Genomic DNA, 23,463 nt, shown 5'->3' with positions numbered 1-23,463 from the left:
CGCGTCGTCAGTCCGGCTTGATCCTTGCCGTATTGACGACCGCCTTCCAGCGAGCCTGCTCGACGTCGATGAACCGGGCGAATTCCGCGGGCGTATCGCCCACGGCGATGGCGGCGTCTGCATTCAGGCGGGCCAGGGCATCCGGCGCACGTACGGCCTGGGCGGCGGACCTGGCCAGTTTATCGAGATGCGCCGGCTGGAGGTTGGCGGGCGCAAGCAAGCCGTACCATTGCGTCATCTCGAAGCCGGGGAAGCCCTGTTCCGCGACGGTGGGGACGTCGGGCAGTTGCGGAATGCGTTGCGGCGTGCCCGTGGCGATGCAGCGCACCTTGCCGCTCTTGATGTATTGCAGGATGGCGGGCGCGCCCACCGCCGCCGCGTCCAGCCGCCCCGCCATGAGATCGGTCAACTGGGGGCCGGTGCCTCGGTAGGGGACATGGACGATGAAGGTCTTGCTGGCCATCTTCAGGTATTCGAACGCCAGGTGGCCCGCGCTGCCGTTGCCGGCCGAGCCGTAGTTGAGCTTGCCGGGATTGGCGCGCAGCAGCGCCAGGAATTCCTGCAGGTTCCTGGCCGGTACGTTCGGGTTGACGACGTAAAGGCTGGGAACCTTGGCGAGCAGGGACACGGCCTTGAAGTCCTTGACCGGATCGTATGGGAGCTTGTCGTAGATGTAAGGGTTGACGGCCAGTGTGCCGATGTGTCCGAGGATCAGCGTGTGCTGGTCTTCGGCCCGCGCAACCTCGGCCATGGCGATGTTGCCGGAGGCGCCCGGCTTGTTGTCGACGAAGATGTTCTGCCCCAGAAGGCGGCTCAGTTCCATGGCGCAGGAGCGGGCCACGATTTCGGAGCTTCCTCCGGGAGCAAAGGGAACGACGAAGCGGACGGAGCGGGTGGGCCAGGCGTCGTCCTGGGCCCGCCCCATCCGGGGAGCCAGGCCGGCGACCGGCAGTGTCAGTCCGAGCTTGAGCAGTGAGCGGCGAGGCATGGCGGCATTCATGTTGTCTCCTGATGGTTGATTTGCAGGGGATCATGACTGCCGCCGGCTTTCATTCCGCTTTCGTTTTCGATGTCTTACCGCGCCAGCGAGGCCCGCACCGCGAACAGCGGCCGCTGCACGGTCTGCGCGATCAGCACGCCGGCCAGGCTGATGCCGCCGCCGATCACGTGGTAGGCGCGCATGGGCTCGTCCAGCAGGGCGATGGCCAGGCCCGCGGTCAGCACCGGCAGCAGGTTGATGAAGATCGCGCAGCGGTTGGGGCCCAGCAGTTTCACGCCCTGTATCCAGAAGAAGGTCAGGATGATGGACGAGAAGATGCCGGCGTAGGCGATCAGCGGCACCGTCTTCGCGTCCAGCGTGGCGGTGCCCGCGGGCAGGGCCAGGAACAGCGGGAACATGAACACCAGCGCGAAGGCTGCCTGCATGTAGGTCGACTGCCAGGCGGGGATGGCCATCCGCCAGCGCTTGAGCAGCACGCCATACAGCGAGTAGGCCAGCGCGGCGAACAGCATCAGCACGTCGCCCAGGTGGGCGCCCTGCGCCAGCACCGCGCCGATGTCGCCGTGGCCGACCAGGTACAGGATGCCGCCGAACGACAGCACGCCGCCCACCGCCATGCCCAGGGTGACGGCGTCGCCCAGCAGGGCGGCGCTCAGGATGGCCGTCAGCAGCGGGATCAGGGCCGTGACGATGGCCATGTTGGTGGCCGTGGTGCTTTCGGCGGCGCGGTAGGACAGGGCCTGGAACAGGGCCATGGACAAGAGGCCGCCCATGGCCAGTTGCCACCAGTGGCGCCGGATGGCGTCGCGGTTGCGCCAGATCGGGCGCACGAGAAAGGGACTCAGCAGCGCGATGGCCAGCACCAGCCGGTAGAACGTGATGGCGGTGGGCGAGATGGCGGAGGCCGCCATCTTGGACACGATTACGTTGCCGGCCCAGAAGACGATGGCCAGGAAGGGGAAGAGATACGCGGCGGGGGACATCGAAAAGGCTCCGGAAAGAGGGGAGCTTCATGCTCCGCGCTACCTCGCCGGCTGTCTCACGCTAATATGAAGCTAGTTATCTTAAAAGTGACATTCCATGGATGTCGATGTCCACCTGCGGGATATGGCCCGGGCCGGCGTGCCCGTCACCGCCATCGCCGCGGACTATCCCCACGGGCATGTGATCGCCCCCCACAGCCATGCCTACAGCCAGTTGCTCTACGCCATCGAAGGCGTGATGTGCATCGACGCACAGGGCGGCCGCTGGGTGGTGCCGCCCACGCGCGGCGTGTGGCTGGAGGCCGGGATCGCGCACCAGGTGCGCATGAGCGGCGACGTGAAGATGCGGACCGTGTTCGTCGCGGCCGACGCCGGCGCGCAACTACCCCAGGGCAGTTGCGTGCTGGGCATTCCGCCGCTGCTGCGCGAACTGATCCTGGCCGCCATCGACCTGCCGCCGGGCGATGGGCCGGCGTCGCGCGCGGGTTGTCTCAGGCAGTTGCTGCTGCACGAACTGCGGGCGCTGCCGGTGCTGCCGCTGCATTTGCCGTTGCCGTCCGACCCGCGCCTGCGCGCGGTGTGCGAACGGCTGATCGAGGCGCCGGACGACGGCCGCACGGTCGATGCCTGGGCCGGCGGCGCGGGCATGTCGGCCCGCACCCTGCACCGCCTGTTCCAGCAGCAGACGGGCATGCGCTTCGGCTATTGGCGCCAGCAGGTGCGCCTGCTGGCCGCGCTGGAGCGCCTGGCGCGGGGTGATAAAGTGGTCGACGTCGCACTCGACCACGGCTACCAGAGCCAGAGCGCCTTCGCCGCGATGTTCCGCCGGCATTTCGGAATGCCGCCCACGCTGTTCTATCGATGATCCCCCACAAGGAGAACCCATGATCCGGAGCGCCTTTGCCGTTGCCATGCTGGTCCTTGCCGCCGGCTGCGCCGCCCCCGCGCCCGCCGCCGGCCCCCAGCCCGAAGCGCAAGCGCCGCAGGGACAATGCCGGGCCGAGGCGGCCCAGTCCCTGGTCGGCCAGCAACTCAGTTCGGTGCTGATCGAGGAGGCCCGCAAGGCCTCCGGCGCCGGCAGCGCGCGTGTGCTGCGCCCGGGGCAGGCCGTCACCATGGAGTTCAACCCGTTCCGCGTGAATGTCGAGGTCAACCGGCGCGAAGTCGTGACAGCGATACGCTGCGGTTGAGGGCGGCTTTTCAATCCGGCGCGGGCTTGCCCAGCGGCGCGTGCCCGCGCAGCGCCGAGGCCGCTTCCTCGATATAGGTGGCCAGCGCCCGCGCCTCGGGGCTGAGCGGCCGGATGGACGAATAGTAGATTTCGGTCCACAGCTCGATGCGCGGCCGGAAGGGCCGGGTCACGACGTCGGGGAAGATGCCGGTGGACAGCAGCATGGGATTGATCAGGCCGATGCCCACGTCCTGCTGCACCAGCGCGCACACGCCCATGGACGTGCTGGCGAAGATGGTCTTGGGTATGCTGACGCCCGCTTCCTGCAAGGTGGCGCGCACCAGGATGGAAGTGGGCGATTCGTCGGGCAGGGCGATGACGGTGGCGCCGACCAGGTCTTCCGGGCGCACCACGGACTTGGCCACCAGCGGATGGCGCCGGTGCAGCGCGGCCACCAGCAGGTCCTCGGATATCGTGTGGCGTTCGCACAGGTCGACGCTGCTGGCCGTGTTGGGCGCGGGCGGGTTGGTCACGCCCAGGTCCACCTCGTGGTGCGCCACCGACTCCAGCACCTTGGGCGGGCCTTCCACGCGCAGGTGCACGTTGACGTCGGGATGGCTTTCCTTGAAGCGCTGGATGGCGCTGGGCAGGATGGCGATCAGCGGCGGCGCGTGGGCCGCGACGATGACGGTGCGCACCGACCCCTGGTCCAGCGCATAGGCCTCGTCCAGCGCCCATTCCAGGTGCTTGGCCGCCTGTTCGGCCCGCGGCAGCAGGCGGCGCGCCGCGGCCGTGGGCTCGAGGCGTCCGTGCGCCAGCGTGAACAGCGCGACGCCGGTTTCCCGCTCCATCAGCCGCAGGGTCTTGCTGACCGCCGCCTTGGAGATGCCCAGCCGCAGCGCGGCCTCGCTCATGCCGCGGCTGCGCATGAGGGTGGCGAAGATCTGGAAATGGCGGCTGTTCAGGAGACGTGACACGGCAACGGCCAGGTGGGAAATCGTTAACCTCAGGTTAACAAGAAATGCCATTGTCACACACCGGCCCTGCCTACAATTTTCAGCATGGACGAGCCGGGAAGCCCCGACCCGGGCAGGCCGGCCGTCGCTGTCCAACCCTTTACGAGATCGATGCGATGATGCGCAAGCTGTTTTCCCTGGTGGCCGTGTCGGCCCTGGTTCCCGTGGCCGCGATGGCCGACACCTTCCCGTCCAAGCCCGTGACCATCGTGGTGTCGGTGCCGGCCGGCGGCACCATCGACGCGATCGCGCGCATGGTCGCCAAGGACATGGGCGAGTCGCTGGGCAAGCAGTTCGTGGTCGAGAACCGGCCGGGCGCCAACGGCAACATCGCCGCCGACTACGTGCGCCGCGCGCCCGCCGACGGCTACACGCTGCTGATGCTGGCTTCGAGCACGCTGGCCCTGGGCCCGTACGTGATGCAGAACGTGCCGTTCGACCCGATCAAGGATTTCGCCCCGGTGGCGATGACGGCGGGCCTGAACATGGCGCTGCTGGTCAATCCCAAGGTGGGCGTCTCGGACGTCAAGGGCCTGATCGAGAAGATGAAGGCCAACCCGGGCAAGCTGAACTACTCGTCCACCGGCAACGGCTCGTTCCCGCACGTGGCCGGCGCGCTGCTGAACCTGGAAACCCATACCGACGCGACCCACGTGCCCTACAAGGGCCTGGCGCCTTCCATCCAGGACCTGCTGGCGGGCCAGGTGGATTTCACCTTCGATTCGGGCAGCGCCGTGCACGTCAAGTCCGGCAAGCTCAAGGCCCTGGCGGTGATCGGACCCAAGCGCGCCTCGGCCTTGCCCGACGTGCCCACCTTCCGCGAAGCCGGCCTGCCCGAGCTGGAGAAGGTCAGCGGCTGGCACGGCGTGTTCGCCCCGGCCGGCACCCCGGCCGACGTGATCAAGCGCCTGAACGCCGAGATCAACAAGAGCCTGAAGAAGCCCGACTCGGTCGAGCGCATCCAGGCCATGGGCTTCGAAAGCGTGGCCACCACGCCCGAGGCGCTCGGCAACGCGCTGCGCACCGAATACAAGAACTTCGGTGACCTGATCGCCAAGACCAAGATCTCGGCGTACTGATCCGCGTTCCGGCCGGCGCGCCGCGCGCCGGCCGTCCCTTCTTCCTGCTTTCCGCATCACCGCGCATGGGGTGGGGGCCGTGCTCACCCCGGCCGCCCCGCGCGGTCCGGACGGAGCCGATGTCCATGCCCAGCTTCCATTTCGAAACCACGCCTCGCATCGTCTGCGAGCGCGGGGCCGCCCTCCGGCTGGCCCGGATCCTCCAGGCCGGCGGCCAGCGCCGAGCGTTTCTCGTCACCGATCCCGGGCTGGTCGCGGCCGGGCTGATCGATGCGCCCGCCGCCACCCTGCGCGCCGCGGGCCTGCACGTGACCGTGTACGACCGCGTAGAGGCCGACCCGCCCGAACACGTGGTGCTGGAGGCGGCGCAGGCCGCCCGCGACGACCGCGCCGACTGCGTGATCGGCCTGGGCGGCGGCAGCTCGCTGGATACCGCCAAGCTGGTGGCCCTGCTGGCCGCCCACCCGCAGCCGCTGGCCGACATCTACGGCCCGCAGCGCGCCCGCGGGCCGCGCCTGCCCCTGATCCAGGTACCGACCACCGCCGGCACCGGCTCCGAAGCCACGCCGACCTCGGTCGTGTCGACGCCCGACCACCAGAAGCGCGGCGTGATCAGTTCCCTGCTGTTCCCCGACGTGGCGGTGCTGGATGCCGAGTTGACGGCGGCGCTGCCGCCCGGACCGACCGCGATGACCGGCATCGACGCCATGGTCCACGCCATCGAGGCCTACACGACCCGGCACAAGAAGAACCCCATGTCGGACATGCTGGCCGTGCGCGCGCTGCAGCTGCTGCACGGCCACCTGGGCGGCGCGGTGCGGCAGGGCGGCAACCTGGATGACCGCGAAGCCATGCTGCTCGGTTCACTGCTGGCGGGCATGGCTTTCGCCAACGCCCCGGTGGCCGCGATCCACGCGCTGGCGCATCCGCTGGGCAGCCACTTCCACGTGCCGCACGGACTGGCCAACTCGCTGGTCATGGTCCCCATCCTGCGGTTCAACCTGCCGGTGGCCGAAGGCGCGTATGCCGAACTGGCGCGCGCGCTGGATCCCGGCCTGCGCGATGCGGCCGATGCCGAGGCGGCGCTGGCTTTCATCGCCGCCATGCAGGCCCACGTGGCGGCATCGCCCATCCCGCAGCGGCTGCGCGACGTCGGAGTCGGCGAGTCCGATCTGCCGGTGCTGGCCGAAGCGGCGATGACCGTGGACCGCCTGCTGATGAACAACCCCCGTGACCTGACCCGCGACGACGCGCTCGCGGTCTACACCCAGGCCTTCTAGCGCGCCGTCTTTCATGGAATCCTGACATGACCGAACACATCCAGACCCTGATCGCCGGCTCCTGGCGCGATGCCTCGGGCCCCCGGTACGTGACCGAATATCCCGCCGACGGCAGCGAGGTCGCCACGCTGAACGCGGCCACCGCCGACGACGTGGACCAGGCCGTGCGGGCAGCCGAGGCCGCGCGCCTGCGCCCCGAATGGGCGGGCTTGAAGCCGCACGAGCGCGGCGCCATCCTGACCCGCATCGCCGCCGGCATCCGGGCCCGGGCCGAGGAACTGGCTCAGCTCCAGCGCCTGGACAACGGCAAGCCCATCAACGAGACGCGCGCGCTGGTGGCCAGCGCGGCCGGCACCTTCCAGTTCTTCGCGGCCGCCTGCGAGACGATGGAAGACACCATCACCCCGTCGCGCGGCGACTACGTCAGCATGAGCGTGCACGAACCGCTGGGCGTGGTGGGCGCCATCACCCCGTGGAATTCGCCCATCGCCAGCGAGGCACAGAAGCTGGCGCCCGCCCTGGCGGCCGGCTGCGCGGTCGTGTTCAAGCCGGCCGAGATCACGCCGCGCATGGCCATCGAACTGGCCCGCATCGCGCAGCAGGCGGGCGTGCCGGACGGCATCCTGAGCGTGGTGCCCGGCAAGGGCTCGGTGGTCGGCGACGCGCTGGTGCGCCATCCGCTGATCCGCCGCATCGCCTTCACCGGCGGCACCACCGTGGGCCTGGGCATCGCCCGGCTAGCGGCCGAGCGCCTGATGCCGACCTCGCTGGAGCTGGGCGGCAAGTCGCCGACCATCGTCTGCGCCGACGCCGACCTGGACCACGCGGTGGCCGGCGTGCTGTATGGCATCTTCAGTTCCTCGGGAGAATCGTGCATCGCCGGTTCGCGCGCTTTCGTGCATGCCAGCGTGTACGAGGCCTTCAAGGAACGCCTGCTGGCGGGCGTGCGGGCGCTGCGCGTGGGCGACCCGGCCAGCGAGCGGACCCAGATGGGCCCGCTGGTCAGCCGCGCCCACCGCGAGTCGGTGGAACGCTACGTGCAATTGGGCGTGGACGAGGGCGGCAAGGTGCTGGCCGGCGGCCAGCGGCCCGTGGGCGCCGGTTACGAGCGCGGCAGCTACTACCTGCCCACGGTGATCGAAGGCCTGCCCAACGAGGCCCGCATGTGCCAGGAGGAAATCTTCGGCCCGGTGCTGGCGCTGCTGCCCTGGACCGACGAGGCCGACCTGATCGCCCAGTGCAACGACAGCGTGTTCGGCCTGGCTTCGGGCATCTGGACGGGGGACTACAAGACCGCCTGGCGCCTGGGCGCCGCATTGCAGACGGGCACCGTCTGGGTCAACACCTACAAGCTGTTCTCGGTCAGCACGCCCTTCGGCGGCGTGAAGATGAGCGGCACGGGGCGCGAGAAGGGGCGGCTGGGCATCCTGGAGTACACCAACCAGAAGAGCTACTACTGGGGCATGAACGCGGCGCCGCTGCCGTGGAGCCGGTAACACGTAACTTCGTATATCTGAGTATTTGCAAGAGATGTATGTATTGTTAACGTAGTGAGTACATCTCGTATTCCCTCTGTAGACTTCCGCCGCTAGTAAACGCTTACAACAAAAAACTGGCCTGAGCAACCGTCAGGCCAGGCGGATTCCAAACAGGGGAAATCATGAAACACGACGCTACGTTGGGCGAGAGCCCGGCGGACGGACGCGCGCGCGTCCGTTCATCCCGGCTGCCGGCCTTGCTGGCGGCCCTTGGCGCCGCGCTGGTGCTGGCCGCATGCGGCGGTGGCGACGGCGCTTCGTCCAGTCCGCCGCCCACCGACCCCGAACCGCCCACCAATCCCGAGCCACCGATCACGGTGACCGGCAAGGTGAAGGGGAAGGTCATCAACGGCCAGACCGGCGAAGCCATCCAGAACGCCCGCCTCAGCAACGGCTCGGCCAGCGCCATGTCCAATGCCCAGGGCGAGTTCGAACTGGCCGGCGTCGCGCCCGCCAGCCGCACGGTGATCCGCGTCAACGCCACCGGCTATGGCGAGGGCCTGCCCACCGCCGCCGTGGTCGCCGACCAGACCACCGACATCGCCACCGTCGAGCTGCATCCCGTGGACGTGACGGGAGGCGGCGACGCCGCCACGGCCATCACGGTCACCGCGCCCAACACGCCGGCCTCGGTTTCTTTGCCCGCCAATGGCCTGGTCCGCCCCAACGGCTCGCCCGCCACGGGCCCGGTCTCGGTCGCGCTGAGCGCCGTGAATCCGGCCCTGAACGTCAACGCCATGCCGGGCCAGTACCTGGTCTCGACCTCGGGCGGCGGCACCGGCGTCATGGAAAGCTGGGGCGCGATCAATGTGACCCTGCAGAACGCCGCTGGCGAACGGCTGAACCTGGCCCCCGGCAAGACCGCGACCATCCGCATTCCGGTCGCCACCCGCAGCGCCAGCAACCCCGCCACGATCCCGCTGTTCTACTTCGACGAGGCGACCGGTTTCTGGAAGCAGGAAGGCTCGGCCACGCTGGCCGGTTCGGGCGCCGATCAGTACTACGAAGGCACCGTCAGCCACTTCACGTACTGGAATGCCGATCAGCTGATGAACACGATCTACGTGAACGGCTGCGTGGCCGATGACGCGGGCGCCTCGTCGCTGGCGAACATCCTGGTCACGTCGGACGGCATCGACTACTCCAGCTCGTCGTCCGTGCGTACCGATGCCCAAGGCAAGTTCCGTATCGCGATGAAGAAGGACGGCAAGGCGACGCTGTTCGCGCAACAGGGCGTCAAGCTGTCCAACACCGTGTCGGTGGGGCCGTTCGCCGCGGACACCACTCTGGCTGAATGCCTGTCGCTGACGACGCTGACCGATGCCATCAGCATCAAGCTGACCTGGGGCGCCAAGCCCGTGGACGTGGATTCGCACCTGTTCGCGCCGGATGGCACCGAGATCTACTATGGCAGCAAGGGCAGCCTGGGCACCGATCCCTTCGCCAACCTGGACGTCGACGACACCACCGGCTTCGGTCCCGAGGTGGTTACCATCCGCAAGCTGATGGTGGGTACCTATACCTACGCGTTGAAGAACTACTCGGGCACCTATGATCCCGGCATGACCCGCTCGCCGGTTCGTGTCGAGCTCAACAACAAGGGCACGATTTCGGTGTTTGGCCCGACTGCCGGAGAAGTGGCGGGTTCGACGAACTGGTGGACCGTGTTCAAGCTGACCGTGGACGCCAGCTGCCGGGTTACCGTCAACCGTGTCGGGGCGTGGTCCAGCACCGAACCGGCACCCGCCGCGGTAACGCGCCGCTACTGCACGGCACCTTGACGGAAGGGATGGACGGCGGATTTTCGGTAAGGTCCGCCGCCCGACCCCGTCATTCCTGCCTGGATGGCGCGGGCGCCGCCTGCGGCGTCCGTGCCATCCAGGCGATCAGCGACGAGCGCATCGCCTCTTCCACCGACATCTCGATGGGCGTGACCCACGAGGCCGGCACGAATACCGTGTAGCCGCCGATCATGTAGCCCATGGGCAGGTAGACGGCCACCCGTTCGCCGGGCAGGAAGCCCTCGGGCAGGCCGGCCATGCTGCGCCGGGTGACCAGTCCCACCAGTTCGAATTCCTGGCCCGGCATGCGCAGGATGACGACCTGCTGCCCGCCCTGGCTGGTGCTGGGCGTGAAATAGTCGGCGAAGCTCTTGAGCGAGGAATAGATGCTCTTGACCACCGGGATGCTGGTGAACGGCCATTCCACGTAGGACAGCAGGCGGCGCACCCGGTGCTTGGACACCAGCATGCCGACGGCGACGATGCCGAGCACGCCCAGGATCAGTCCCATGCCGGGAAAGTAGAAGCCGCCGACGAAGGGGCGGAGCACCGCTAGCGCCAGTGCCTCCATCCAGGCCACGCACACATACAGCAGGTACAGCGTCAACGCCAGCGGCAGGATGGTGATCAGGCCACGGAAAAAATACTTGTAGACGTTTTTCATCTCGGACTCCTGCGGCACCAGGGAAGCCGCCCCGCGCGGCGGTGGCCGGGGCGCCAAGCATAGCAGCAGAATGCGCGCGGCCAGGGGCCGCGCGGGAGATCAGCCGGGAACCCGGTAGCGGACGATGTCGTCGGCGCCGATCTCGCGGGCGACCACGCCCTGGTAATACAGCATGTGCAGGTGGGCGATGGCCTCGCCCAGCGCGAAAGTCATCTGGTGCAGGTCCAGCTTGCGCTTGAACAGCACGGGCACGATGTCGTAGGCCGACGCGGCCTGGCCGGTACAGGCCTGCTTGACCCGCGCCAGGTGGTCGGCGTGGTGGGCGTGCTGTTGGGCGATGCGCGTGTGGATGCCGACGAAGGGCCGTCCGTGCGAGGGCAGCACCAGGGCGTCGGCCGGCACGTGGGCATAGCCGCCGAGCGAATCCAGGTACAGCTGGAGCGGATTGCTTTCGGGGTCGATGTCCGTGACGCTGACGTTGGTCGAGATGCGCGGCAGCACCATGTCGCCGGAGATGACGATGTTCAGTTCCTTGCAATACAGCGAAATGTGCTCGGGCGCGTGCCCGTAGCCGGCGATGGCATGCCACTCGTGGCCGCCGATGCGCAGCACGTCGCGGTCCATGATGCGGTTGAACTGGGCGGGGACCTGGGGCACCAGCTGCGGGTAGTAGCGGGTGCGGGCGCGCACGCCGTCGAGCGAGGCCGGATCGGTCATGCCGTTGCGGGCGAAGTGCGCGGCCATGCGCTCGCCGCCCGAGATGGCCTGGCCTTCGACGAACAGGTGGGCGGTCAGGAAGTCGGTGGCGCTCATTTGCAGGGGAACGCCCCATTTCTCGGTCAGCCAGTGGGCCAGTCCGATGTGGTCGGGGTGCATGTGGGTGACGATGACCCGCACCACGGGCAGTCCGTCGAGCTGCGTGGCGAAGACCTGCTCCCACAGCGCCTTGACCTCGTCGCGGGCGATGCCGCAGTCGACGATGGTCCAGCCGTCCCGCCCCTCGAAGCGGTCGCGCAGCAGCCACAGGTTGATGTGGTCCAGCGCGAAGGGCAGGGGCATGCGGATCCAGCGGATGCCGGGAGCGACCTGGATGGCGGCGCCGGCCTCGGGCAGGGTGTCGCCCAGCGGGTACTTCAGTTCGTGTTCGAGAGGATTCATGGCGGGTCGGGTGGGCCTGGCCGGTTCGTGCGGCGCTGCCTGGGCAGGTCTAAAATGGGCAGGCCACTTGTTGGTAAATTACAGCTAGTGTACCTAGGTGCCGGCGGATGCCTTCCCGGAACGCAGCCGCCGCCCCTGCCCGTGGCGCCCGCCGCTTTTCAGAGTCAGGAGTCGAAGATGTCGGATCCCGTTGTTATCGTATCGGCCGCCCGTACCCCCATGGGCGCCATGTTGGGCGAGCTTTCAGGGCTTTCCGCCAACCAGTTGGGCGCAATCGCCATCAAGGCGGCGATCGAGCGTTCGGGCCTGAAGCCCGAACAGATCCAGGAAGTGCTGATGGGCAACGTGCTGCAAGCCGGCCAGGGCCAGGCTCCGGCCCGCCAGGCCGCGCTGGGCGCGGGCCTGCCGCTCGGCACCAGTTGTTCCACCATCAACAAGATCTGCGGGTCGGGCATGAAGGCCACGATGCTGGCGCACGACCTGCTGTTGGCGGGCAGCGCCCAGGTCGCGCTGGCGGGCGGCATGGAAAGCATGAGCAACGCCCCCTACCTGCTGCCCAAGGCGCGCCAGGGATACCGCTACGGCCACGCCACCATGTACGACCACATGGCGATGGACGGCCTGGAAGACGCCTATGACAAGGGCCGCGCCATGGGCGTGTTCGCCGAGGACTGCGCCGCCAAGTACAGCTTCACCCGCGAACAGCAGGACGCCTATTCGCTCGAGTCGCTGCGCCGCGCCAAGGCCGCCAGCGAGGACGGCAGCTTCGAATGGGAAATCGCGCCGGTCACCGTGGCCGACCGCAAGGGCGAGAAGATCATCGCGCGCGACGAGGCTCCCTACAAGGCCATGCCCGAGAAGATCCCCACCCTCAAGCCGGCGTTCAAGAAGGACGGCACCGTTACCGCCGCCAACTCCTCGTCGATCTCGGACGGCGCCGCCGCCCTGGTCCTGATGCGCGCTTCCACCGCCGAAAAGCTGGGCGTCACGCCGCTGGCCCGCGTGGTCGCCCACGCGCAGCATTCGCAGGAGCCGCAATGGTTCACCACCGCGCCGGTGGGCGCGCTGGCCACGCTGTTCGCCAAGACCGGCTGGAAGCCGGGCGACGTCGACCTGTACGAGATCAACGAAGCCTTTGCCGTGGTGACCATGGCCGCGATGGCCGAGCACAAGCTGCCGCACGAGAAGGTCAACGTGCATGGCGGCGCCACCGCCCTGGGCCACCCCATCGGCGCCAGCGGCGCGCGGCTGATCGCCACCCTGCTGGGGGCGATGCGCCAGCGCAAGGCCAGGCGCGGCGTGGCCTCGCTGTGCATAGGCGGGGGCGAAGCCACGGCCATGGCTTTCGAACTGATCTGATCGCCAGGGCTGCATGACGCAACACCCTTCGGCCGGCGGCAAGCCGGCCGGCATCGACGCGGGCAGCCCGGGGGCTGCCCGCGTGTCCGCGGGCGCCGAAAGCGACGCGGTCAAGCCCAGCGATGCCTACGTGCAGTCCTTCGCGCGCGGACTGGCCGTCATCCGGGCCTTCAACGCCGAACGGCCCGCCATGACCCTGACCGAGGTGGCCGAGGCCGCCGGGTTGACGCGGGCGGGCGCGCGCCGCATCCTGCTGACGCTGGTGCAGCTGGGCTACGTGGCCGCGGAAGGCCGGCAGTTCCGGCTCACGCCCCGCATCCTTGAGCTGGGCTTCGCCTACCTGACCTCCATGCCGTTCTGGGACCTGGCCGAGCCCATCATGGAGCAACTGACCAACGAGGCGCACCAGTCCTGCTCGGCCACCGTGCTGGACGGGACCGACATCGTCTACGTGCTGCGCATTCCGACCGGGCGCATCATGTCCATCAACCTCGGGATAGGCAGCCGCCTGCCCGCCTACTGCTCGGCCATGGGGCGCGTGCTGTTGGCCGGCCTGGCCGACGCCGAGATCGACGCGGCGCTGGCCAGGTCCGACCTGCGGGCCCATACGCCGTTGACGGTGACCGATCCGGCGCAGCTCAAGGCCGCCATCCTGAAGGTGCGCGAGCAGGGCTGGTCGCTGGTGGACCGGGAACTGGAAACGGGGCTGGTCGCCATCGCCGCGCCCATCCGCGATCGCAGCGGCCGCACGGTGGCGGCCCTGAACCTGAGCGGCCAGGCGCACCTGGTGACGGCGCGGCAGATGCAGGACGAACTGCTGCCGCTGTTGTCCCGCGCCGCCGAGCGCATCAACGACTTGATGAAGCGCGTGTAATGGAGCGCCCATGACCGAACCCTATGCCTGCGCACCGCTGATACGCGAGATCGGCCGCGGCAAGGACGGCTCGCGCGCACTGGCGCGCGATCAGGCCGGCGAATTGATGGGCGCCATCCTGGATGGCCGGGTGTCCGAGCTGGAGCTGGGCGCGGTGCTGCTGGCCCTGCGCATGAAGGGCGAGTCCGTGTCCGAGGTGGCCGGCTTCCTGGACGCGGCGCAGGCGCGGATGACGCGCGTCGAGGCCCCCCCCGGGCGGCCCGTGGTGGTCCTGCCCACCTATAACGGTTCGCGCCACGCGCCCAACCTCGTGCCGCTGCTGGCCTGGACCGTGGCGCAGGCCGGCCTGCCGGTGCTGCTGCACGGGCAGGCCTCCGATCCGGCCCGGCCGGGCGCGGGTTCGAACGCCGCGCGCGTGCCTACCATCGATATCCTGGAGCAGCTCGGCATCGAGGCCTCGCCCGATGCCGGCGCCGCTTCGCGCGCGCTGGGCGATCGAGGGCTGGCCTATCTGCCGCTGGCCGTCGTCAGTCCGGGGCTGGCCTGGCTCGTGAGCCTGCGCCGCATCCTGGGCGTGCGCAACGTCGCGCACACGCTGGCCAAGCTGCTGCGCCCGGTGCAGGGTCCCAGCCTGCTGTTGTCCGCCTATACCCATCCCGAATTCGGCGCCATGCTGGCCGAGCTGTTCGCGCTGCGGCGCGAGGCGGCGCTGCTGATGCGCGCCACCGAGGGCGAGGCGGTCGCCAACACCCGGCGCCCGCAGCGCATCGCGCGCTGGCTGGACGGCATCGAGACCACCGCGGTCGAGGGCGCCGAGCGCGCCGAGGCCGAACTGCCGGCCCTGCCCGCGCGCGAGGCCGCCGCCACGGCGGCCTGGGTGCGCGCCATCCAGCAGGGACAGGAACCGCTGCCGGCCGCCATCGCGGCCCAGCGCGACGCCATCGTCGCCGCCGCGGCGCGCCTGGAGCAGGCCGCATGACGCCGCGCCGGGGCATCGTCCTGTTCGCGCATGGTTCGCGCGACCCGCAATGGGCGCGGCCCATGGACGGCCTGGCCCAGGCGCTGCGCATGCGCGATCCCGCCACGCCGGTCGAAATCGCATTCCTGGAATTGATGCCGCCCACCCTGCCCGAGGCCATCGCCGTCCTGGCCGGCCGGGGCGTGGCCGAGGTCATCGTCCTGCCGGTATTCTGGGCGGCGGGCGCGCACGTGACGCGCGACCTGGCGCGCCTGCTGGACGAGGCGCGGGCGGCGTATCCCGCGTTGCGGTTCGCGTCGCTGCCGGTGTTGTCCGAACTACCCGGCGTGCTGGACGCCGTGGCCGAGGCGGCCCTGCGCCCGGCCGCGGATCCGGCCCCGCCGGCCTAGCGTGTTTTCCTTCTTTCGAATCCCTTGCACCCGTACACGGAGATTTCCACCATGATGACCATCTGGGGCCGCCTGACTTCCATCAACGTTTCGAAGGCGGTGTGGGCCGCGCGCGAACTGGGGCTGGAGTTCAATCGCATCGACGTGGGCGGCCCCTATGGCGGGCTGGACAAGCCCGAGTACGTGGCCCTGAACCCCAACAGCAAGATCCCCACGCTGGACGACAACGGCTACATCCTGTGGGAATCGAACTCCATCGTGCGCTACCTGGCCGCCCAGTACGGCGCCGGCACGCTGTGGCCCACCGACCCGCGCGAGCGCGGCCTGAGCGACCGCTGGCTGGACTGGCAGGCCACCGAATTCGCGCCTGCCATGGCGCCGGCCTTCATCGGCCTGATCCGCACGCCGGAAGACAAGCGCAACCCCCAGGCCATCGCCGAATCCGTGGCGCGCGGCAACAGGCTGATCCTGCTGCTGGAGAAGTTCCTGGCCGACGGGCGCCAGTACCTGGCGGGCGACCGTTTCACCATCGGCGACATCGCCGTCGGCTGTGCCGTCGACCGTTGGTTCCTGCTGCCCATCGAGCGTCCGGCCACGCCGCTGCTGGCGCAATGGCACAAGCGCGTCAGCAGCCGGCCGTCGGCGCAGGGCGTGCTCCAGCAGAAGCTGGCCTGAGCCGGTACCGCCGCGGCCTGGCGCGGCGGTGCCGATCTGGCACAATCCGGGTAGGCACCCCCCGGGCAAAGGGCCCGGCAGGACCGTTCCAGGGCAGTTCCATGATCCGCGAAATACTGAAGATGGGCGACGAACGCCTGCTGCGCGTCGCCAAGCCGGTCCAGGAAACCGGGACCCCAGCGCTCGATGCGTTGATCCAGGACATGTTCGATACGATGGAGGCCGCCGGCGGCGTGGGGCTGGCGGCGCCGCAGATCGGCGTCGACCTGCAGGTCGTGATATTCGGTTTCGACAGCAGCGAACGCTATCCCGATGCGCCCGCCGTGCCGCGCACCATTCTCATCAATCCCGTCATCACGCCCTTGTCCGACGAAAAGGAAGAGGGGTGGGAAGGCTGTCTCTCGGTGCCGGGGCTGCGCGGCGCGGTGCCGCGCCACGTCGCCATCCGCTATACCGGCGTCGACCCCGCCGGCGTCCCCATCGATCGCGTGGCCGACGGTTTTCACGCACGCGTGGTCCAGCATGAATGCGACCACCTGATCGGACGCCTGTACCCGTCGCGCATCGAGGATTTCTCGAAGTTCGGCTTCACCGAAGTGCTGTTTCCCGGTCTCGATCCGAACAGCGACGACTGATACCGGGAGGTCGCCAACATGGCGGAAAGTCTGCTGTCGATCGGTCTGGAGGTCGCCACCCTGCACGTGCTGGGCGTCGTTGCCGCGTGCCACGCGATCATGAACACCCGCACTTCGCAGGGCGCGGTGGCCTGGGCCGTGGCGCTGGTTTCCGTGCCTTACCTGACGCTGATTCCCTATCTGTTCCTGGGCCGCAGCCGTTTCGCCGGCTACGTGGACGAACACCGGTTCAACAGCGCGCGGGCCCGCGCGCGCACCGAGGCCGACGTCAACCAGTCGCAACTGACGGTGGCCGCGCGCCGCGACGCCGCGACGGAGCCGGAACTGCACCGCTTCCTGGCGCTGGACCGGCTGATGGGCCGCCGCTTCCTGGCCGGCAACCAGGTCGGCCTGCTGGAGAACGGACGGGAAACCTTCGACGCGATCTTCGAGGCCATCGACCGGGCGCGGCGCTACGTCCTCGTGCAGTTCTTCATCGTGCGCGACGATCCGCTGGGGCGCGAACTGCACCGCCGCCTGCTGGCGCGCGCCGCGGATGGGGTCAAGATCCATTTCCTGTACGACGGCATCGGCAGCCACGCGCTGGCCCGCCGCTACGTCGAGTCCCTGCGCGCGGGCGGCGTGCAGATCCATGCGTTTTCGGTGCGCCGCGTCAGCAACCGCTTCCAGCTGAATTTCCGCAATCACCGCAAGATCGTCGTGGTCGACGGGCAGGTGGCCTTCGTCGGCGGCCATAACGTGGGCGAGGACTACCTGGGCGGCAATTCGCGCCTGTCGCCCTGGCGGGATACCCACATCCGTCTCGCCGGGCCCATCGTGGCGCAGATCCAGCGCACGTTCAGCGAAGACTGGTACTGGGTCACGCAGGAGCTGCCCGAGCTGTCCATGCCCGAGGAGAAGCCCGGTGACATGACCTGCCTGGCGGTGGCCAGCGGGCCGGCCGATCACCAGGAGACCGGTTCGTTGTTCATGGTGCAGGCGATCCAGGCGGCGCAGCGCCGCATCTGGCTGACCTCGCCGTACTTCGTGCCCGATTCCGCCGTGCAGTCGGCGCTGCGGCTGGCGGTGCTGCGCGGGGTGGACGTACGGGTGCTGCTGCCCTGCCGTCCGGATCATTTCACGGTCTACCAGGCTTCGCTGTTCCACACCTACGAGGCCGTGCGCGCGGGCGTCCGGATCTACCGCTACCAGCCGGGGTTCCTGCACCAGAAGGTCATGCTGATCGACGACGACACGGTGGCGGTGGGCAGCGCCAACCTGGACAATCGCTCGTTCCGGCTCAATTTCGAACTGAGCGTGCTGACCGTCAGCCCGAGGTTCGCGGCCCAGGCGCAAGCCATGCTGCTGGCCGATTTCGCGTTGGCCAAGGAGGTGGGGCAGGGCGAATGGGAGACCATCCCCCTGTTGCCGCGCGTGGTCATGCACGTGGCGCGGCTGTTCGCGCCCGTGCTTTGATGGCCGCCGCGGGAGCAGGCCCTAGCGTTTCTCGAACACCTCGGCGCAGCGCGAGAAGCTGAATCCGGCGCCGGACGATTCGCGCGTGGTCTGGATGGCGGTGATGCTGCCGTTGGCGCCGGCGTTGATCTGCAATTCGCAGAACAGCTCTTCGGTGCGGGCCGGCGAGACCATCACGCGGTCGGTCTTCTTGGAATCCTTGTCGCGCGGCACGTCGCGGTATTGCGCGGCGTGCTGGGTGCTTTTCTCGCCGCCGCGCCAGTTGTAGACGGAGCTGCCGTCGTTGAGCTTGTAAGAGCGCTGGGGCGGGCCGTATTGGGAAAAGAAGGCGTCGGTGGACTGGCCGATCCAGCGTGCCCGTATGGCCGAATTGGTTTCCTCGGTGGTGGCGCAGCCGGACACCAGTAGCAGGGCGGCCGCCAGGCCGGGCAACAGGACCTTCATGGGATTCTCCAGGACGGGTGGGTGGGGTTGGGTTCTCGTCAGGGGCGGATCAGGATGTTGGGGCCGATCTCGTCTATGGTGCGCGTGCCGGTCAGGGCCATGCTGACGTCCAGTTCGCGCTGGATGATACCGAGCGCGGCATCGACGCCGGGACGCCCCATGGCGCCCAGTCCGTACAGGAAGGCTCGGCCTATCATCGCGCCGCGCGCGCCCAGGGCCAGGGCCTTGAGCACGTCCTGCCCGCTGCGCACGCCGCCGTCGAACAGGACCTCGGTGCGGTCGCCCACCGCCTCGACGATGGCGGGCAGCGCGGCGATGGACGACAGCGCGCCGTCGAGCTGGCGGCCGCCATGGTTGCTGACCACGATCGCATCCGCGCCGCACGAGGCGGCGATGCGCGCGTCCTCGGGGTCCAGGATGCCTTTCATGATGAGCTTGCCGCCCCATTGCTGCTTGATCCACTCCACGTCCTTCCAGGACAGCGTGGGGTCGAACTGGCGGGCGGTCCAGCGGGCCAGGCTGTTGATGCCGGCGGCGTCCTTGACGTGGCCGGCCAGGTTGCCGAAGGTCCGGCGCCGGGCGCCCAGCATGCGCAGCGCCCAGGCGGGCTTGCTGGCCAGGTCCAGCAGGTTGGCCACAGTGGGGCGCAGCGGCACGGTCATGCCGTTCTTCAGGTCCTTGTGGCGCTGGCCCAGGATCTGCAGGTCCAGGGTCAGCACCAGAGCCGAACACCGGGCCGCCTTGGCGCGCTGGATCAGGTCGGCGATGAACTCGCGGTCGCGCATCACGTAGAGCTGGAACCAGAAGGGCTTGGTGGTGGCGGCGGCCACGTCTTCGATCGAGCAGATGCTCATCGTGGACAGGGTGAAGGGGATGCCGAACTGCTCGGCGGCCTGCGCGCCCAGGATTTCCCCGTCGGCCCATTGCATGCCCGTGAGCCCGGTCGGCGCGATCGCCACCGGCATGCTGACTTCCTGGCCGAGCAGGGTGCTGCGGGTGGAGCGGTTGTCGACGTTGATCGCGACGCGCTGGCGCAGCTTGATGGCGGCCAGGTCGTCGGCATTGGCTCGGTAGGTGCACTCGGTGTACGAACCGCTGTCGGCATAGTCGTAGAAGGCGCGCGGGACGCGCTTTCGGGCGAGCTGGCGCAGGTCTTCGATGCAGGTGATGACGGGCATGGGGAATCCGGGTATTCGAGAAGCGCGGCGCGTGGCCGCATGGGCGCTATTTTGCTACAGATGAGCAAGGCGGCCCATCATGGCGGGCACGAATGCTGCTGCCCGGACGCGATCCAAGCAGGAGCCGACCATGAAAACCCCTCCCGATCCCAATGCCGGCGCGCCGCGCCCGAAACATGTCTCGTCCGAGGATGCCCCGCGTCCGGACATGGATCACCCGCCTGGTCCCGAAGGGGCGACGACGGAATTCGACCAGGGAGCGGCGCAAGCCAGCACGGAGGCCAGGACCGGGACGCTGCCCGGATCCGACGACTTCACCCCAGCCCAGCGCGGCCAGCAGGGGGCCGACGTGGAGGTGCGCAGCGACGGCGCGGCGGGCAGCGAGCGGCGCAGCGGGCAAGACGAGGAAGATTGACGAGCCTCAGGCCAGGTCGGGATCACGGCCCTGGCGAGCGGGCGGCTTGCCCGCGGGCGGAACTTCGCCGGGCATCTTCCGGCCGACGTCGGCGGGTTCCGAGCCGGCTTGCGGCTCGACCGGCTCGCGCGGGCGTCGTTCTCCCTCGGAACCGACGCCGAGCCAGTTGGGATCGGCCGGCCGTTCGCGTATGACAGTGGGGGGTTTGGCAGGCGTGTCGGACGGGCGGTCTTTCATGGGATGTCTCCTGAAAGCACGTCCCGCAGCAAGCGGCGTGCCGCGCACCGCCGCCGGATAGGCTAGCGGCGGAACAGCGGCAGCAGATCGGGCGAGGCAGTCTGGCCGGGCGCGGGCGCCACGTTCCGGTCCAGTTGCACCTGCTGCGGCACGTAAGGCGCTTCCAGCCGTTCCAGCTCCTCGGCGCTGAGCGCGATGTCCAGCGCCGCCACGGCATCGTCCAGGTGGCCGGCGCGCGTGGCGCCGACGATGGGCGCGGTCACCGCGGGGTTGTGCAGCAGCCAGGCCAGCGCGATCTGCGCCGGCTTGGCGCCGCGTTCGGCGGCGACCTGGATGACGCGGTCCACCACCTGCTCGTCCTCGGGCCGTGCGAAGTCGCGAACCACACGCGAACGTTCGGTGTCCTGCCGGCGGCTGCCGGCCAGCAGGCCGCGCGCCAGGGGGCTGTAGGGCAGCACCGCCACGTTCTGGTGCAGGCACAGCGGCAGGGTCTCGCGCTCTTCTTCCCGGTACAGCAGGTTGTACTTGTTCTGCATGGTCGAGAACCGCGTCAGCCCGTCGCGTCCGGCCAGTTGCTGCAAGGTCGCGAATTGCCACGCGTGCATGCTGCTGGCGCCGATGTACAGCGCCTTGCCGGCGCGCACCACGTCGTCCAGCGCCAGCATCACTTCCTCCAGCGGCGTGTGGGGATCGAGCCGGTGGATCTGGTAGAGGTCGATGTAGTCGGTGCCCAGGCGCCGCAGGCTGTCGTCGATGGCATGGCGGATGCGCTTGCGCGACAGGCCGTGGCTGACGCCTTCGCCCCTGGCCAGGCCGACCTTGGTGGCGATGACGACCCTGTCGCGGCCCGTGCCGTAGCGCTTGATGGCGCGGCCCAGGATCTCTTCGCTCAGGCCGCTGGAATAGGACTCGGCGGTGTCGAACAGGTTGAAGCCGTGCTCGAACGCCGCGCGGTAATGGGGCTGGGCGTCGTCTTCCGACAAGGCCCAGGGCATCCAGTCCCGCGAGCCGTAGCTGGAGGCGCCGAATGCCAGCCGCGAGACGCGCAGGCCGGTTGTGCCCAGGTCGATGTAGCGCATGAATGGTTCCGAAGGCGAAGCGTGCCGAAGCGGGCAATCTAGCAACCGGCGCGGCGCGCGGGAAATGCGATTTACGGCATTGCATATGCGGACAAATTCCTTCGGCGGCGGCCGGCGGCGGCATAGAGTGGTCCTCCGATGTCCCTCCGCCGTGCCGTCATGTCCAGCATTCCATCGCATCTCCATGCCGTACCCGCGCTTCCCCTCGCGGACCGCGAACCCCGGCCGCGCAAACGCGTGCCCGCCGCGCTGCTGATCGTCGCCGGACAGGTCCTGCTGCTGGCGGCCATCCTGCTATCCATCCAGTTCCTGGTGGACAGCGGCGCGGTCAAGCCCATCTACCTGGCATCGCCCACGCAGGTCCTGGAGGCCTTTCCCCGCCTGGTGACGCAGGATGGCCTGTTGCGCCACCTGCTGGTGACCTTGTCCGAGGCGCTGCTGGGCGTGGCCATCGCGTTCGTGGCCGGTGTCTCGACCGGGGTGGTGATGGGCCTGCTGCCGGCGGTCCACCGTTTCCTGAATCCGTTCCTGGTTGCGCTGATGGCCGTCCCCAAGGTCGCGATCATTCCGCTGCTTACGCTGTACCTGGGCATAGGCTATGCGCACAAGGTCTTCATCGTTTTCCTGTTCGGCTATTTCATCTTCGTGTTCAACACGATCGCGGGCATCCGCCAGGTGCAGGAGAACCATCTGAAGGTCGCCCGGGTGCTGGGCGCGACGCCCGCGCAGCGCATCTTCAAGGTGGTACTGCCGTCGGCCATTCCCTCGATCATGGCGGCGGTGCGCGTCGAGGCGGTGATGTGCGTGGTGGCCGCGCTGTTGGCCGAGATCGTGGCGTCCAAGGCCGGCATCGGCAACCTGCTGAACCGGGCCACCGGCGTCTACGACACCGCCGCCGTTTTCGCGCTGGTCGCCACCATCACCGTGTTCGCGCTGCTCATCATCTTCGCGGTCGAGCAACTGGAGAAGCGGGTGCTGCTCCGGTGGAAGCATGCGTGATCGCCGCGCCGCCATTTCCCTGTTTCGCTTTCCTGTGGATTCCATCATGAACAAGAACCGACGCGACACGCTGTCGCGCCTTGCCGCCCTGGCGGCCTTCTCCGCCTCCGTTCCCGGCCTGTCGTCCGCGCAGGGCACAGCGACGAAGAAGCTCAAGCTCGTCGCCACCAACAGCTACACCCAGCAGCCCATCGCCTTCGGCGTCGAGAAGGGCTTCTTCCGCGAAGCGGGCCTGGACGTGGAGTTCGTGGACGTGCAGGATGCCGTGACCGGCGTCGCCACCGGCGAACTGTCGTTCGCGTTCGGGCCGACCAGCGTCTACCTGCGCGCCGCCGCGCTGGGCGCGCCGATCAAGATCGTGTCGTCGGGCTTTCGCAGCAAGGGGCCGTACTTCCTGATCGCGCGTCCGGGCATCCAGGACATTGCCGGCCTGAAGGGCAAGACCGTGGGCAACGCCCACGCGGGCTCGAACCTGGATACGGTGTTGCGCACGATACTGGTCCGCAACGGGCTCGATCCGCGCCGCGACGTGACGCTGTTCGGCAACGGCTCGACCCAGCAGGCCTACGGCACGCTGATCTCCGGACAGGTCGATGCGACCATCATCCACCAGCCCTTCGCCGCGCTGGGCGAGCTGGAGAAGACCAGCCGCACGCTGGCCCGGGGCTGGGACTACCTGCCCACCTACCACACCGGCGTGCTGATCGCGGGCGACCGGCTGATCGCGAACGATCCCGACCTGCTGCGCCGCGGACTGCGAGCCTATTTCAAGTCCTACACCTACGCCAAGGCGAACTACCCGGAGTACCTGCCGTGGCTGCAGGCGCGGCTCAAGCTCAATCCGCGCGCCGTCGAACTGGCGCTGCTACAGGAGGACGACGTCTGGGACAACAACCCCGACGTCGATCCGGTCGCCATCCAGGACACGCAGCGCATCGAGATCGAGCAGCAGAATCAGAAGGCGCCGTACGACGCGAAGAAGTACATCGACCTGCGCTTCGTGCCCCGGGAATACGTCAAGCCGTTCCAGTATCCCGATAAATCGGCGGCCCTGAAAGGTTGATCGCAAGGAGTC

At 68.7% G+C, this 23,463-nt stretch carries 25 protein-coding genes; 16 read left to right on the top strand and 9 right to left on the bottom strand.

What is annotated here, in order from left to right; all coding sequences use genetic code 11:
* Positions 1 to 7: 7 nt before the first annotated feature.
* Positions 8 to 1,000 (bottom strand): Bug family tripartite tricarboxylate transporter substrate binding protein, encoded by a 993-nt coding sequence (locus tag EV675_RS03095; protein ID WP_130355950.1) that lies wholly within the window; start codon positions 998 to 1,000, stop codon positions 8 to 10.
* A gap of 74 nt (positions 1,001 to 1,074) precedes the next feature.
* Complete coding sequence (locus EV675_RS03090; protein ID WP_130355949.1) at positions 1,075 to 1,983, bottom strand: DMT family transporter; 909 nt, start codon at positions 1,981 to 1,983, stop codon at positions 1,075 to 1,077.
* Between the two features lie 97 nt (positions 1,984 to 2,080).
* Here EV675_RS03090 and EV675_RS03085 point away from each other — a divergent pair, with 97 nt between their 5' ends.
* Positions 2,081 to 2,848 (top strand): AraC family transcriptional regulator, encoded by a 768-nt coding sequence (locus EV675_RS03085; RefSeq protein ID WP_130355948.1) that lies wholly within the window; start codon positions 2,081 to 2,083, stop codon positions 2,846 to 2,848.
* Positions 2,849 to 2,867: 19 nt separating this feature from the next.
* Positions 2,868 to 3,173 (top strand): I78 family peptidase inhibitor, encoded by a 306-nt coding sequence (locus tag EV675_RS03080; RefSeq protein WP_130355947.1) that lies wholly within the window; start codon positions 2,868 to 2,870, stop codon positions 3,171 to 3,173.
* A 10-nt stretch (positions 3,174 to 3,183) separates the two neighbouring features.
* On the opposite strand, the gene EV675_RS03075 is transcribed toward EV675_RS03080, so the two are convergent.
* The gene (locus EV675_RS03075; protein ID WP_165404403.1) at positions 3,184 to 4,131 is read right to left on the bottom strand and encodes a LysR family transcriptional regulator; all 948 of its coding nucleotides are present in this window, start codon (positions 4,129 to 4,131) and stop codon (positions 3,184 to 3,186) included.
* Positions 4,132 to 4,286: 155 nt separating this feature from the next.
* Between EV675_RS03075 and EV675_RS03070 the strand changes: the two genes are divergently transcribed.
* The 4 genes from EV675_RS03070 to EV675_RS03055 all read left to right on the top strand — a co-directional run bounded on the left by EV675_RS03070 (position 4,287) and on the right by EV675_RS03055 (position 9,848).
* Positions 4,287 to 5,249 (top strand): Bug family tripartite tricarboxylate transporter substrate binding protein, encoded by a 963-nt coding sequence (locus tag EV675_RS03070; RefSeq protein ID WP_165404402.1) that lies wholly within the window; start codon positions 4,287 to 4,289, stop codon positions 5,247 to 5,249.
* Between the two features lie 125 nt (positions 5,250 to 5,374).
* A complete protein-coding gene (locus EV675_RS03065) occupies positions 5,375 to 6,529 on the top strand; it encodes an iron-containing alcohol dehydrogenase (RefSeq protein ID WP_130355944.1) in 1,155 nt (384 codons plus the stop codon).
* A 26-nt stretch (positions 6,530 to 6,555) separates the two neighbouring features.
* Positions 6,556 to 8,025 (top strand): aldehyde dehydrogenase, encoded by a 1,470-nt coding sequence (locus EV675_RS03060; protein WP_130355943.1) that lies wholly within the window; start codon positions 6,556 to 6,558, stop codon positions 8,023 to 8,025.
* 164 nt (positions 8,026 to 8,189) lie between these two features.
* On the top strand, positions 8,190 to 9,848 hold the full coding sequence (locus EV675_RS03055) for a YfaP family protein (RefSeq protein ID WP_130355942.1): 1,659 nt from the start codon (positions 8,190 to 8,192) through the stop codon (positions 9,846 to 9,848).
* 49 nt (positions 9,849 to 9,897) lie between these two features.
* On the opposite strand, the gene EV675_RS03050 is transcribed toward EV675_RS03055, so the two are convergent.
* Both EV675_RS03050 and EV675_RS03045 read right to left on the bottom strand, forming a co-directional pair.
* The gene (locus EV675_RS03050) at positions 9,898 to 10,512 is read right to left on the bottom strand and encodes a DUF502 domain-containing protein (RefSeq protein WP_130355941.1); all 615 of its coding nucleotides are present in this window, start codon (positions 10,510 to 10,512) and stop codon (positions 9,898 to 9,900) included.
* A 99-nt stretch (positions 10,513 to 10,611) separates the two neighbouring features.
* Entirely contained in the window at positions 10,612 to 11,670 is a 1,059-nt protein-coding gene (locus tag EV675_RS03045) for an MBL fold metallo-hydrolase (RefSeq protein ID WP_130355940.1), read from the bottom strand.
* Between the two features lie 177 nt (positions 11,671 to 11,847).
* Here EV675_RS03045 and EV675_RS03040 point away from each other — a divergent pair, with 177 nt between their 5' ends.
* The 7 genes from EV675_RS03040 (at position 11,848) to cls (ending at position 18,036) form a co-directional block, all read left to right on the top strand.
* The gene (locus tag EV675_RS03040; protein ID WP_130355939.1) at positions 11,848 to 13,029 is read left to right on the top strand and encodes an acetyl-CoA C-acetyltransferase; all 1,182 of its coding nucleotides are present in this window, start codon (positions 11,848 to 11,850) and stop codon (positions 13,027 to 13,029) included.
* Positions 13,030 to 13,042: 13 nt separating this feature from the next.
* A complete protein-coding gene (locus EV675_RS03035) occupies positions 13,043 to 13,903 on the top strand; it encodes an IclR family transcriptional regulator (RefSeq protein ID WP_130355938.1) in 861 nt (286 codons plus the stop codon).
* Positions 13,904 to 13,913: 10 nt separating this feature from the next.
* Positions 13,914 to 14,882, top strand: coding sequence for a DNA-binding protein YbiB (gene ybiB / locus EV675_RS03030; RefSeq protein ID WP_130355937.1), 969 nt, complete (start codon positions 13,914 to 13,916; stop codon positions 14,880 to 14,882).
* Positions 14,879 to 15,271, top strand: coding sequence for a sirohydrochlorin chelatase (locus tag EV675_RS03025; protein WP_130355936.1), 393 nt, complete (start codon positions 14,879 to 14,881; stop codon positions 15,269 to 15,271). Before ybiB ends, EV675_RS03025 begins: the two co-directional genes overlap by 4 nt.
* Positions 15,272 to 15,322: 51 nt before the next feature.
* Entirely contained in the window at positions 15,323 to 15,946 is a 624-nt protein-coding gene (locus EV675_RS03020; RefSeq protein WP_130355935.1) for a glutathione S-transferase family protein, read from the top strand.
* 101 nt (positions 15,947 to 16,047) lie between these two features.
* Positions 16,048 to 16,581 (top strand): peptide deformylase, encoded by a 534-nt coding sequence (gene def / locus EV675_RS03015; protein ID WP_130355934.1) that lies wholly within the window; start codon positions 16,048 to 16,050, stop codon positions 16,579 to 16,581.
* Positions 16,582 to 16,599: 18 nt separating this feature from the next.
* The gene (cls, locus tag EV675_RS03010; protein ID WP_130355933.1) at positions 16,600 to 18,036 is read left to right on the top strand and encodes a cardiolipin synthase; all 1,437 of its coding nucleotides are present in this window, start codon (positions 16,600 to 16,602) and stop codon (positions 18,034 to 18,036) included.
* A gap of 21 nt (positions 18,037 to 18,057) precedes the next feature.
* Here the strand turns inward: cls and EV675_RS03005 are convergent, their stop codons facing one another.
* Entirely contained in the window at positions 18,058 to 18,480 is a 423-nt protein-coding gene (locus EV675_RS03005) for a hypothetical protein (RefSeq protein WP_130355932.1), read from the bottom strand.
* A gap of 38 nt (positions 18,481 to 18,518) precedes the next feature.
* Positions 18,519 to 19,658: an alpha-hydroxy acid oxidase gene (locus EV675_RS03000; protein WP_130355931.1), complete on the bottom strand. Its 1,140-nt coding sequence runs from the start codon at positions 19,656 to 19,658 to the stop codon at positions 18,519 to 18,521.
* Between the two features lie 130 nt (positions 19,659 to 19,788).
* Between EV675_RS03000 and EV675_RS02995 the strand changes: the two genes are divergently transcribed.
* Positions 19,789 to 20,073 carry a hypothetical protein gene (locus EV675_RS02995; RefSeq protein ID WP_130355930.1) on the top strand — a complete coding sequence of 95 codons (285 nt, stop codon included), beginning with the start codon at positions 19,789 to 19,791 and terminating at the stop codon, positions 20,071 to 20,073.
* A 6-nt stretch (positions 20,074 to 20,079) separates the two neighbouring features.
* Here EV675_RS02995 and EV675_RS02990 read toward each other — a convergent pair whose 3' ends face one another.
* Together EV675_RS02990 and EV675_RS02985 are read right to left on the bottom strand one after the other, a co-directional pair.
* The gene (locus EV675_RS02990; protein WP_130355929.1) at positions 20,080 to 20,310 is read right to left on the bottom strand and encodes a hypothetical protein; all 231 of its coding nucleotides are present in this window, start codon (positions 20,308 to 20,310) and stop codon (positions 20,080 to 20,082) included.
* 62 nt (positions 20,311 to 20,372) lie between these two features.
* A complete protein-coding gene (locus EV675_RS02985; RefSeq protein ID WP_130355928.1) occupies positions 20,373 to 21,389 on the bottom strand; it encodes an aldo/keto reductase in 1,017 nt (338 codons plus the stop codon).
* Between the two features lie 159 nt (positions 21,390 to 21,548).
* On the opposite strand from EV675_RS02985, the gene EV675_RS02980 reads away from it, so the two are divergent.
* Both EV675_RS02980 and EV675_RS02975 read left to right on the top strand, forming a co-directional pair.
* On the top strand, positions 21,549 to 22,388 hold the full coding sequence (locus EV675_RS02980; protein WP_207221907.1) for an ABC transporter permease: 840 nt from the start codon (positions 21,549 to 21,551) through the stop codon (positions 22,386 to 22,388).
* A 46-nt stretch (positions 22,389 to 22,434) separates the two neighbouring features.
* Positions 22,435 to 23,451 (top strand): ABC transporter substrate-binding protein, encoded by a 1,017-nt coding sequence (locus tag EV675_RS02975; protein WP_165404401.1) that lies wholly within the window; start codon positions 22,435 to 22,437, stop codon positions 23,449 to 23,451.
* Positions 23,452 to 23,463 lie beyond the last annotated feature (12 nt).

The organism is Pigmentiphaga kullae (assembly GCF_004216695.1).
GTDB classification, from domain to species: domain Bacteria; phylum Pseudomonadota; class Gammaproteobacteria; order Burkholderiales; family Burkholderiaceae_B; genus Pigmentiphaga; species Pigmentiphaga kullae.
Note: the sequence above shows the minus strand (reverse complement) of the source record. Positions and strands in the feature narration are given on the sequence as shown.

Excerpts from the sequence above, each read along its gene's own strand:
- EV675_RS03095 (WP_130355950.1), bottom strand. The coding sequence starts at position 1,000 with ATGAATGCCGCCATGCCTCGCCGCTCACTGCTCAAGCTCGGACTGACA.
- EV675_RS03090 (WP_130355949.1), bottom strand. The coding sequence starts at position 1,983 with ATGTCCCCCGCCGCGTATCTCTTCCCCTTCCTGGCCATCGTCTTCTGG.
- EV675_RS03085 (WP_130355948.1), top strand. The coding sequence starts at position 2,081 with ATGGATGTCGATGTCCACCTGCGGGATATGGCCCGGGCCGGCGTGCCC.
- EV675_RS03080 (WP_130355947.1), top strand. The coding sequence starts at position 2,868 with ATGATCCGGAGCGCCTTTGCCGTTGCCATGCTGGTCCTTGCCGCCGGC.
- EV675_RS03070 (WP_165404402.1), top strand. The coding sequence starts at position 4,287 with ATGATGCGCAAGCTGTTTTCCCTGGTGGCCGTGTCGGCCCTGGTTCCC.
- EV675_RS03065 (WP_130355944.1), top strand. The coding sequence starts at position 5,375 with ATGCCCAGCTTCCATTTCGAAACCACGCCTCGCATCGTCTGCGAGCGC.
- EV675_RS03060 (WP_130355943.1), top strand. The coding sequence starts at position 6,556 with ATGACCGAACACATCCAGACCCTGATCGCCGGCTCCTGGCGCGATGCC.
- EV675_RS03055 (WP_130355942.1), top strand. The coding sequence starts at position 8,190 with ATGAAACACGACGCTACGTTGGGCGAGAGCCCGGCGGACGGACGCGCG.
- EV675_RS03050 (WP_130355941.1), bottom strand. The coding sequence starts at position 10,512 with ATGAAAAACGTCTACAAGTATTTTTTCCGTGGCCTGATCACCATCCTG.
- EV675_RS03045 (WP_130355940.1), bottom strand. The coding sequence starts at position 11,670 with ATGAATCCTCTCGAACACGAACTGAAGTACCCGCTGGGCGACACCCTG.
- EV675_RS03040 (WP_130355939.1), top strand. The coding sequence starts at position 11,848 with ATGTCGGATCCCGTTGTTATCGTATCGGCCGCCCGTACCCCCATGGGC.
- EV675_RS03035 (WP_130355938.1), top strand. The coding sequence starts at position 13,043 with ATGACGCAACACCCTTCGGCCGGCGGCAAGCCGGCCGGCATCGACGCG.
- ybiB (WP_130355937.1), top strand. The coding sequence starts at position 13,914 with ATGACCGAACCCTATGCCTGCGCACCGCTGATACGCGAGATCGGCCGC.
- EV675_RS03025 (WP_130355936.1), top strand. The coding sequence starts at position 14,879 with ATGACGCCGCGCCGGGGCATCGTCCTGTTCGCGCATGGTTCGCGCGAC.
- EV675_RS03020 (WP_130355935.1), top strand. The coding sequence starts at position 15,323 with ATGATGACCATCTGGGGCCGCCTGACTTCCATCAACGTTTCGAAGGCG.
- def (WP_130355934.1), top strand. The coding sequence starts at position 16,048 with ATGATCCGCGAAATACTGAAGATGGGCGACGAACGCCTGCTGCGCGTC.
- cls (WP_130355933.1), top strand. The coding sequence starts at position 16,600 with ATGGCGGAAAGTCTGCTGTCGATCGGTCTGGAGGTCGCCACCCTGCAC.
- EV675_RS03005 (WP_130355932.1), bottom strand. The coding sequence starts at position 18,480 with ATGAAGGTCCTGTTGCCCGGCCTGGCGGCCGCCCTGCTACTGGTGTCC.
- EV675_RS03000 (WP_130355931.1), bottom strand. The coding sequence starts at position 19,658 with ATGCCCGTCATCACCTGCATCGAAGACCTGCGCCAGCTCGCCCGAAAG.
- EV675_RS02995 (WP_130355930.1), top strand. The coding sequence starts at position 19,789 with ATGAAAACCCCTCCCGATCCCAATGCCGGCGCGCCGCGCCCGAAACAT.
- EV675_RS02990 (WP_130355929.1), bottom strand. The coding sequence starts at position 20,310 with ATGAAAGACCGCCCGTCCGACACGCCTGCCAAACCCCCCACTGTCATA.
- EV675_RS02985 (WP_130355928.1), bottom strand. The coding sequence starts at position 21,389 with ATGCGCTACATCGACCTGGGCACAACCGGCCTGCGCGTCTCGCGGCTG.
- EV675_RS02980 (WP_207221907.1), top strand. The coding sequence starts at position 21,549 with ATGTCCAGCATTCCATCGCATCTCCATGCCGTACCCGCGCTTCCCCTC.
- EV675_RS02975 (WP_165404401.1), top strand. The coding sequence starts at position 22,435 with ATGAACAAGAACCGACGCGACACGCTGTCGCGCCTTGCCGCCCTGGCG.